Annotated in this window: 9 protein-coding genes; 4 read left to right on the top strand and 5 right to left on the bottom strand. The window is 73.4% G+C overall.

Annotated elements, in window-relative coordinates:
* Window positions 1–86 precede the first annotated feature (86 nt).
* Window positions 87–1,034 (top strand): VWA domain-containing protein, encoded by a 948-nt coding sequence (locus tag AB0J52_RS18115; RefSeq protein WP_500182744.1) that lies wholly within the window; start codon window positions 87–89, stop codon window positions 1,032–1,034.
* Between the two features lie 115 nt (window positions 1,035–1,149).
* A complete protein-coding gene (locus AB0J52_RS18110) occupies window positions 1,150–1,611 on the top strand; it encodes an SRPBCC family protein (RefSeq protein WP_500182743.1) in 462 nt (153 codons plus the stop codon).
* Between the two features lie 43 nt (window positions 1,612–1,654).
* On the opposite strand, the gene AB0J52_RS18105 is transcribed toward AB0J52_RS18110, so the two are convergent.
* Window positions 1,655–2,593: a rhomboid-like protein gene (locus tag AB0J52_RS18105; protein ID WP_500182742.1), complete on the bottom strand. Its 939-nt coding sequence runs from the start codon at window positions 2,591–2,593 to the stop codon at window positions 1,655–1,657.
* Window positions 2,594–2,825: 232 nt separating this feature from the next.
* On the bottom strand, window positions 2,826–5,072 hold the full coding sequence (locus AB0J52_RS18100; protein WP_500182741.1) for a GH92 family glycosyl hydrolase: 2,247 nt from the start codon (window positions 5,070–5,072) through the stop codon (window positions 2,826–2,828).
* 335 nt (window positions 5,073–5,407) lie between these two features.
* Here AB0J52_RS18100 and AB0J52_RS18095 point away from each other — a divergent pair, with 335 nt between their 5' ends.
* Both AB0J52_RS18095 and AB0J52_RS18090 read left to right on the top strand, forming a co-directional pair.
* Window positions 5,408–6,022: a class I SAM-dependent methyltransferase gene (locus AB0J52_RS18095; protein ID WP_500182740.1), complete on the top strand. Its 615-nt coding sequence runs from the start codon at window positions 5,408–5,410 to the stop codon at window positions 6,020–6,022.
* Window positions 6,022–6,612 carry a TrmH family RNA methyltransferase gene (locus tag AB0J52_RS18090; protein ID WP_500182739.1) on the top strand — a complete coding sequence of 197 codons (591 nt, stop codon included), beginning with the start codon at window positions 6,022–6,024 and terminating at the stop codon, window positions 6,610–6,612. Before AB0J52_RS18095 ends, AB0J52_RS18090 begins: the two co-directional genes overlap by 1 nt.
* A gap of 50 nt (window positions 6,613–6,662) precedes the next feature.
* Here AB0J52_RS18090 and AB0J52_RS18085 read toward each other — a convergent pair whose 3' ends face one another.
* The 3 genes from AB0J52_RS18085 to AB0J52_RS18075 form a co-directional block, all read right to left on the bottom strand.
* Complete coding sequence (locus AB0J52_RS18085; protein ID WP_500182738.1) at window positions 6,663–6,881, bottom strand: EF-hand domain-containing protein; 219 nt, start codon at window positions 6,879–6,881, stop codon at window positions 6,663–6,665.
* Window positions 6,882–7,049: 168 nt separating this feature from the next.
* The gene (locus AB0J52_RS18080; protein ID WP_500182737.1) at window positions 7,050–7,649 is read right to left on the bottom strand and encodes a dihydrofolate reductase family protein; all 600 of its coding nucleotides are present in this window, start codon (window positions 7,647–7,649) and stop codon (window positions 7,050–7,052) included.
* Window positions 7,650–7,756: 107 nt separating this feature from the next.
* Window positions 7,757–8,269, bottom strand: a complete 513-nt coding sequence (locus tag AB0J52_RS18075; RefSeq protein ID WP_500182736.1) for an SRPBCC family protein — start codon at window positions 8,267–8,269, stop codon at window positions 7,757–7,759.
* Between the last annotated feature and the right edge of the window lie 103 nt (window positions 8,270–8,372).

The following is an 8,372-nucleotide window of genomic DNA, read 5'->3' as shown; positions in this document are numbered from 1 at the left end:
CGCCGGGCGGCCGGACGCGCCGCCGGCCCGGCGGGCAGCGCCTCTACCGGTTCCTCGTCCAGGGGCGGGGCCGCGGGAGCGCACGCATGACCCTCCTGTCCCCCGGGCGGCTCTGGCTGCTGGTGCTGCTGCCGGTGCTGGTCGCCGTCTACGTGCTGCTGCAGCGGCGGCGCCGCACCTACGCGGTCCGGTTCACCAACCTGGCGCTGCTGCGGCAGGTCGCGCCCCGGCATCCGGGGTGGCGGCGGCATGTCGCGGCGGCGCTGTTCCTGGTGATGATCGCGTTGATGATCGTGGGGTTCGCGCGGCCCGCGGGGAACGTGAAGGTCCCCCGCGACCGGGCGACGATCATGGTGGCGGTGGACGTGTCGCTGTCGATGATGGCCAAGGACGTCCCGCCGAGCCGGGTCGAGGCGGCCAAGGCGGCGGCGAAGAAGTTCATCGGCGAGCTGCCGGCGCGGTTCAACGTGGGGGTGGTGTCGTTCGCGGGGAACGCGAACCTGATCGCGCCGCCGTCGGCGGACCGGCAGGCGGCGCTGGCGTCGATCGACCAGCTGGTGCTGGCCAAGCGGACCGCGATCGGCGAGGCGGTGTTCACCTGCCTGCAGGCCGTCCGCACGTTCGACACCCAGGCCAGCCAGGACCCGCCGCCCGCGCACATCGTGCTGCTGTCGGACGGCGACAACACCACGGGCCGGTCGGTGCAGGAGGCGGTCGACGCCTCGCGCGCCGCGCACGTGCCGGTGTCCACGATCGCGTTCGGCACCCCGTACGGCACGGTGGACATCGAGGGTGAGACGACCGGGGTGTCGGTGAACAAGGAGACGCTGCGGTCGCTGGCGGAGTCCACCGACGGCAAGGCCTATGAGGCGCAGTCGCTGGGTCAGCTGACCGAGGTGTACAGCCATATCGGCAGTTCGCTGGGGTTCCGGATCGAGCACCGGGACATCTCGGCGCGGTTCCTGGGCATCGCGTTGCTGTTCGCGCTGGCGGCCGCGGGGACGTCCCTCACCTGGTTCTCCCGCCTCCCCTGACCCCGACGCCTGACGGCCTGGCGTCGCCCACTCCGAATGGCCCATGGCGTGTGCTCCGTGTGCTCGGTGTCCGCCGGGGCGGAAAGGGCGGTTCTAGACTCGGGCGATGGGCAGGATGGATCGCGCCGCCCGGGTGATCGCGGCGTCACCGGCGGCCGTGTACGGCGCTCTCCTCGACCGGGAGTCCCTGGAGGCCTGGCTGCCGCCGGACGGGATGCGGGGGCGGGTCGAGCGGTGGGATCCCCGTCCCGGTGGCGGGTTCCGGATGGTCCTCACCTACCTCGACGCCGCCGGCGGTCCGGGGAAGTCCTCGGACGCGACGGACGTCGTGGAGGTGGGGTTCGCCGAGCTGGTGCCGGCGGAGCTCGTGGTGCAGCGGGCGGTGTTCGAGGCCGACGACCCGGCGTACGCGGGCACCATGACGATGACCTGGCGCCTCGCCGCCGCCGGTGATGGGGCGACGGAGGTGACCGTGACGGCCACGGGCGTGCCGCCCGGTATCGACCCGGCGGTGCACGAGGCGGGGATCGCGTCCTCGCTGGCCCACCTGGCGGCGTACGTCGAAGGCTCCGACTGACCCGGCCGCCGCGGACCCGGCCGAGGCGGCTGAGCGCCGCACGTCAGGTGCCGCCGCGGCCGTCCCGATCGTCCGGCCCCGGACCGCCGGCCCCCGCTCCCCCACGTCCCGCTCCCCCGTGCTTGTCACCGGAGGTGGTGCCGGTGCCGGTGCCGGTGTCGGGGTCTTCGTGTTCGGGGCTGCCGCCGAGGGTGCCGGCGGTGGGGGCGTCCGGGGCGCGGCCCCACAGGGGGGCGGGGCGCGGCAGGCAGGGCAGCATCCGCGGCGGGGTGCGGGCCGGGGCGATCTGCAGCAGCGCCCACGCCGCGGCGAGCCCGCAAACGGTGGCGAACAGGTGGCCGAGGTCCCACAGGGAGTGGCTCCACACCGCCGGGACGACGACCCCGAGGGCGAGGCCGGCGACGCCCAGGACGAGCCAGCGGCCGCGCATCAGCAGGACGGCCGCCGCGCATCCGGCGACCATGATGTAGCTGACGCCGACGTCGGTGGTGACGGCGAGCCGGGCGGGCGCGCGTCCCTTCTCCAGGGCGTGGGTCTCCACCAGCGCGGTCAGCAGGGACCCGAGGACGTGCCCGCACAGGCCCACGATCATGATGCGGGGGGTGCCGTAGCGGCGTTCGGCCCAGGCGACGACGGTGACGAACAGCGCGACGTACAGCAGGAGCGCCTGGCCCTGGTCGGCGACCCACAGGGCGCTGTCGAGCAGGGCCCTCAGCGGCGCGCGGTGCAGGTTGCGCAGGTTGGTGCTCTGCAGGGTGGTGAGCAGGTCGATGAGTTTGGGCGGGGCGGAGTACTGGACGAGGGTGGAGGCGGTGAAGACCGCGACGTAGGTGAAGGTCGCGGGCGCCGACAGGGCCCAGGCGTGGGCGCGCCGGGTCCAGGGTTCGCAGCGGGCGACGGTCCGCCGGGCGGGTTCCCAGACCAGTGCGAGGGCGCGCAGGGCGTACCAGCCGGTCACGGCCAGCACGAACGCGACGACCATGGGCGTCCCTTCGGCCTCACTGCTGTCGGTCCTGTCGCTTCCACTCTTCCCCACCGGCGGGCCCGGGTCCCCCGGACGCGCCGACGATCCCCGCTCCCCGGCCGAGGGCTCGCCGGGCGGGCGGGCGGCCGGGTGGGCGCGGATCGCGGTCCCGTCCCGGCGTACCCACGCGTGCCTTCATCGCAGAAAAAGCCGACTCGCCTCTGGCGGCGCCGTTCCGAGTCCCGGGTCGTCAGGGACGGGAGCCCCAGGGCTGGGGGGTGGAGGCCATGGCGAAGGCGAGGGTTCCGCCGCGGGTCAAAGTGGTGTGGGAGAGGAACGGCTTGGTGGTGGTGGCGCCGTTGACGCGGAGGGCGCGGACGTAGGGGCGGGTCGCGGCGTCGGGCGCGGTGATGACCAGCGGACGGCGGGCGCCGGGCAGGTCGAGGGTGACCTTGGGGAACAGCGGGCTGCCGACGGCGTACTGGGCCGAGGCCGGGTTCACGGGGTAGAAGCCGAGGGCGCTGAAGAGGTACCAGGCCGACATCTGGCCGCAGTCGTCGTTGCCGGCCAGGCCGTCGGGGGCGGCGTGGTATTCGCTCGCGGTGATCTGCCGGACCAGGCGCTGGGTCTTCCAGGGCTGTCCGGAGTAGTCGTAGAGGTAGGGGACGTGGTGGCTCGGTTCGTTGGCGTGGTCGTTGTGGCCGCCGGCGAAGTAGCGGTCGAGCCAGGTGTTGAAGGGTGCGGTGCCGCCCTTGAGGGCGATCAGGCCGGGGACGTCGTGCAGGACGTCGTTGGTGTAGACCCACTTGTCGCCTTCGGTCCAGCCGTCCCAGCCCCAGGAGCCGTCGAGGTTGCGGGACTGCATGAAGCCGGTCGCGTGGTTGTACAGGTTCTTGTAGTTCTGGCTGCGTTTGAGGAAGTGGGCGGCGTCGGCGGGTTTGCCGGCGGCTTGGGCGATCCGCGCGACGGCCCAGTCCTCGTAGGCGTAGTCGAGGGTGCGTGATCCGGCCTCCGCGGAGCGGTCGGCGGCGACCCAGCCGTTCTTCTTGTAGGTGGTCAGGCCCGCCCGCGCCTCGACGGAGGCGAACGGTTCGCGGTCGAAGTACCAGCGCCAGGTGTCGTTGTCGGGCGGGGTCGTCGCGTCCTTGCGGACGGCCTGGTAGGCGAGGTTGAGGTCGAATCCGTGGAAGCCCTTGGCGACGGCCTCGGCGATCACCGGGTCGGCGTTGGTGCCGATCATGATGTTGGTCTCGGTGAGGTTCTTCCACATGGGAAGCCAGCCGCCCTGCCGGTAGTCCTGCAGCATCGAGGTGACCATGTCGTTGACGCGTTCGGGAGCGAACAGGATCAGCAGCGCGTTCTGCGCGCGGAAGGTGTCCCAGAGCGAGTAGCCGGTGTAGCTGACGCCTTTGTGGACCTTGTCGTCGTAGGCGCTGTAGTAGCGGCCGTGCTCTGACATCTCTGACGGGTACTGCAGGGCGTGGTAGAGCGCTGTGTAGAAGGTGGTGAGCCGGGCGCGGTCGCCGCCCTGGATCCGGACGCGGTCGAGTTTGGCCGCCCAGGCGTTCCTGGTCTGGGCGGCGGTCCGGGCGAAGGGGCGGCCGTCCGGGATTTCGCGGTCCAGGTTGGCGCGTGCCTGGGCCAGGGAGATGAACGAGGTCGCGATCCGCACCGTCACGGTCACCGACCCGGGCGGGAAGCGGACGAAGCCCGACACGTCCGGTCCGGTGCGGTCGCCCTGGCCCTCGTGTAGGGCCGCTCCAGTCGCCGTGCCGTGGCTGGCGAAGGCGGTGTCGAACCGCGCGACGAAGTAGCCCTTGAAGTGGGGCGCCTTGAACGGCCCGAGGCCCTTGTCCTGCCGGTCGGGGTTGTAGCCGGTGATCTCCCGCCGGGCCGGGTCGATCCGCACGTTCCCGACGATCCCCCGCCGGGTCGCCTGCACGACGAAGTGGGCCGGGCTCCCCTTGGGGTAGGTCAGCCGCAGATGCCCGACGCGCGAGGTGCCGGTGACCTCGGCGCGCAGTGTCCGCCCCTTCGCCGGGTGCATGTTCACGGTGTACTTCCCGGGCGAGGCGGTCTCGTCGGCGTGGCGGAAGGGCAGGCCCCGGTCCTTGGCGGCCGTCCGGACCCGGCCGACGCCCGGCATCCCGACCACATAACCCGAGTCGCCCATCCAGATCGCGGGCTGGTGGGTGCCGATGAACCCGGTGATCTTCGGGTCGCCGAGCCGGTACGGCAGGACGCCGACCTGGTTGGTGCGCGTCATCGGGGACCACCGGGTCATCGCGAATGGCGGCGCCGCGCTCGGGATCATCCCCCCGTACTCGGTCTTGTCCGCCCCGGTCGTCCCGATGAACGGGTCGACGCGGTCCACGTTGGCGCCGCCGCCGGCCGAGGTCGAGGCCGCGACTGGGAGGGGCGCGAGCACCGACGGCGCGAGGACGGTGAGCAGCGCGGCGCGGGCGATGCGCGATGCGGTGGATGGTCGGACGAGCACGGGGGCCTCCAGCGGGCGGCGCGGTCCGCGGACCGATCCCAGGCAAGCGGTCAAACATGAGCAGTGCTCATATTCTAGGGAGCGGCGTAGATCTTGGGAAGAGCCCCAGGGCCGCCCCCCCCCCCCGGACACCACCCCGCGCGTGTCCCAGGGCCCAGACTCGGAAGAACGGTGGATCCGCCGGTAAGCAGCCGACGCCGGCCCGCGCCGCTCCGCCGGCCGACGCCCACCGTCCCGAAGGCCGCCCAGCGTTCCTCCGGGAACCCCGGCCCCCGCGCAGCGCCGGGCCCCGGGCCGTCACGAGCGGGCCCCGGGCACTGATACGGTCACCCGACGTGGGGGAACACTACTTCGCGGCCAAGCCCGGGGCGCCGAGCCGCCCGCGGTCGGTCGATCTCGTCCTGCCCGACCTGCACCTGCGGCTGCGGACCGACTCGGGCATGTTCTCCCCCGACCGCCTCGACCCCGGCACGCGGATCCTGCTGGAGACCGTCCCACCGCCGCCCGAGCACGGCACCCTGCTGGACGTCGGCTGCGGCTACGGGCCGATCGCGCTCACGATGGCCAAACGCGCCCCCGGCGCGGACGTCGTCGGCGTCGACGTCAACGAGCGGGCGCTGGAGCTGGCGCGGGAGAACGCGGCGTCCGCGGGCGCGGCCAACACCCGGTTCCTGCTGCCGGACGCGGTCGACCCCCAGCTGCGGTTCGCGGCACTGTGGTCGAACCCGCCGATCCGGATCGGGAAGGCCGCCCTGCACGACCTGCTGCTGACCTGGCTGCCGCGCCTCACCCCCGATGGGGCGGCGCACCTGGTCGTGCAGAAGCACCTCGGGTCGGACTCCCTGCAGCGCTGGCTGGAGCAGCAGGGGTTCCCGACCAGCCGCATCGCCTCACGCTCCGCCTACCGGGTTCTGCACGTCGCGGCCCGTCCGCAGGAAGGTCACCACTGATGAGCACCGCACGCGACACCTCCGCCGCCCGCGCCCGCGAGGGCGGCCAGCCGGCGCGCAGGCAGCTGCGGCCCACCGACGTCAAGCGGCTGAACCGGGACTGGCGGCGCCGCACCGACGGACGGCTCGGACTGCTGGTGGAGTCGGTGACCCAGCCGTTCAACATGGGCTCGATCATCCGCAGCGCCGCGGTGTTCGGCGTGGAGCACCTGTGGCTGGCGGGCAACGCGATCGACGCCGACCACCGCAACGTCGCCAAGACCGCCCTCGGCACCGAGCGGCTGGTGCCGTGGGAGCACGCGGGACCGGTGGCCGACGCGGTCGCGGCGGTCCGCGCGCAGGGCCTGCGGCTGGTCGCGGTGGAACTGACCGGCGACGCCGTCCCGCTGCACGAGGCGCCGCTGGACGGGGACGTGTGCCTGGCGGTCGGCGGCGAGGACCACGGCTGCTCCCCCGCCCTGCTCGCCGCCGCCGACGCGGTCGCCTACATCCCCCAGATCGGACGGGTCGGGTCGCTGAACGTGGCCGTCGCGACCGCGGTGGCGCTCGCCGAGGCCCGCCGCCGCGAATGGGCCGCCCCCACCGACTGACCCCCGACCCCCCGTGCGCTGGGACGGGGGTCGGCGGTGGCGGGTGACGGTCAGGCGGTGTAGGACTCCATCAGGGCGGCGAACTCCGGCAGGGAGATCAGCCCGTCGCGGTCACCGTCGGCCTGGACGACCACCTCGACCGCGCGCGTCTCGGAGATGTCGCGCCCGAGGGCGTGCATGAGGTTCTTCAGCTCCGCCGGCGAGATCTGCCCGTCGCCGTCGACGTCGACCATCTCGAACGTCGCGCGGTACTGCTCCGGATCGGCCATCGGCCCTCCCTCTTCGTCGTCCGGGTCCAGGTGGGTCCCCGGTCGGCAAGCGACCGTAGCACCACCCCCGCGCCGCCGCTTCGCCCCAGAACGTCCGGATGCGGAGTACCGGGCGGCGCGGCGGCGGGGCCGGTGCCGTGGCCGTGCGGGCGCGGGCCGGCGGCGGGGTCAGCGGGCGCGGTCGTAGACCACCGTCATCTCGCCGAGCTTGCCGGTGTCCTGGCGGACCAGCGTCCACTTCGAGCCGGGCAGGCCGTCCTCGAACAGCCGCGCCCCACCGCCGGCGATCTCCGGGCAGATCATCAGGTACAGGCGGTCGACCAGGTCCGCCGCCAGCAGCGGCTTGATGACGCTGGGGCTGCTGTTGAGCAGGATGTCGCCCTCCCCGGTGGCCTTCAGCTCGGCGACGACGTCCGCAGCGGGCGCGTTCACCACGCGGGTCCGCTCCCAGGGGGCCTCGGTGAGGGTGGTGGAGAAGACGACCTTCTCCACCCCGACGAGCCACCGCGCGTAGGCGCGGTCGCGGGGGTCGGCGTCCTCGTCGCCCGCGACCTGCGGCCAGAACTGCAGGAACCCCTCGGCGTTCCCACGGCCGAAGACGGCGGTGGTGGCGCCGTCGATCAGCCGCGCGAGGTGGTCGCGGGAGGTGTCGGTGGTGGCGTAGGGGACGATCGCCGACAGGTCGGCGGGCCCGCCCGGACCGTGGTAGCGGCCGTCCAGGGTGAGGCCGAGGTTGGCGGACACGCGGCGTCCGGTGATGGCGGTCATGTGTTCTCCTCAGTAGCGATGGCGCGGGAATCAGGGTTCGTGTCGGTCGGGTGCTCTGCGGCGGCAACCGGGGGCGCGAGGGACGCGCCGCCGCTTCGCCGTGGAGGTCAGTCAGCTGGTGACTCCCCGGCGGGGGCCGGGGGCTCGTCCGAGTCGCCCGCGGGGTGGGTGGCGAGTGTCGCGACCAGGCGGTCGAGGCTCTGCCCGAAGCCGAGCTCGATCCCGGCGACGAAATCGGCGGACTCTACGGCGCTGTCGGTCACGCCGAAGCGGACATCCAGATCGGTGCCCGCCCCGCTGGGGCGCAGCAGCATCTCGATGCGCGCGGTGAACGCCGGACCACCGCCCGGCAGCTCCGGGACGAGCCGGAACACCAGCCGCTCACCGGGACGGACGTCCTCCACGGTGCCCTCGGCGCGTCCCGCCGGGATGTCGGTGCCGTCGACGTCCTCGGCGTCCCGGTACTCCTGGACGATCCGCCCGCCCGGCCGCGCCTCGAACACCAGCTCCGACACCCGCAGCGCGTCCGGCGTCCACCACCGCGCCAGCAGGGACGCGTCGGTGAGGTGCCGCCAGACCACGCCGGGGACCGCGGCCAGGGCGCGATGGAAGCGGAACACGCGCCCGTCAGGTTCTCGTCCGGGAACTGGTAGCCGGGAGCTCCGCTGCCGGTGCCGGTGGGGTCGCCGCACTGCAGGACGAAGATCCGCTGGGTCGTGGAGC

Origin of the sequence: Spirillospora sp. NPDC049652, assembly GCF_040675125.1 — a bacterium.
GTDB lineage: Bacteria > Actinomycetota > Actinomycetes > Streptosporangiales > Streptosporangiaceae > Spirillospora.
The sequence above is the reverse complement of the archived record's forward strand: the minus strand, read 5'-3'. Positions and strand labels throughout refer to the sequence as shown.

Bases quoted from the DNA above. Each gene is read 5' to 3' on its own strand.
- AB0J52_RS18115 (WP_500182744.1), top strand. From the start codon at position 87: ATGACCCTCCTGTCCCCCGGGCGGCTCTGGCTGCTGGTGCTGCTGCCG.
- AB0J52_RS18110 (WP_500182743.1), top strand. From the start codon at position 1,150: ATGGATCGCGCCGCCCGGGTGATCGCGGCGTCACCGGCGGCCGTGTAC.
- AB0J52_RS18105 (WP_500182742.1), bottom strand. From the start codon at position 2,593: ATGGTCGTCGCGTTCGTGCTGGCCGTGACCGGCTGGTACGCCCTGCGC.
- AB0J52_RS18090 (WP_500182739.1), top strand. From the start codon at position 6,022: ATGAGCACCGCACGCGACACCTCCGCCGCCCGCGCCCGCGAGGGCGGC.
- AB0J52_RS18085 (WP_500182738.1), bottom strand. From the start codon at position 6,881: ATGGCCGATCCGGAGCAGTACCGCGCGACGTTCGAGATGGTCGACGTC.
- AB0J52_RS18080 (WP_500182737.1), bottom strand. From the start codon at position 7,649: ATGACCGCCATCACCGGACGCCGCGTGTCCGCCAACCTCGGCCTCACC.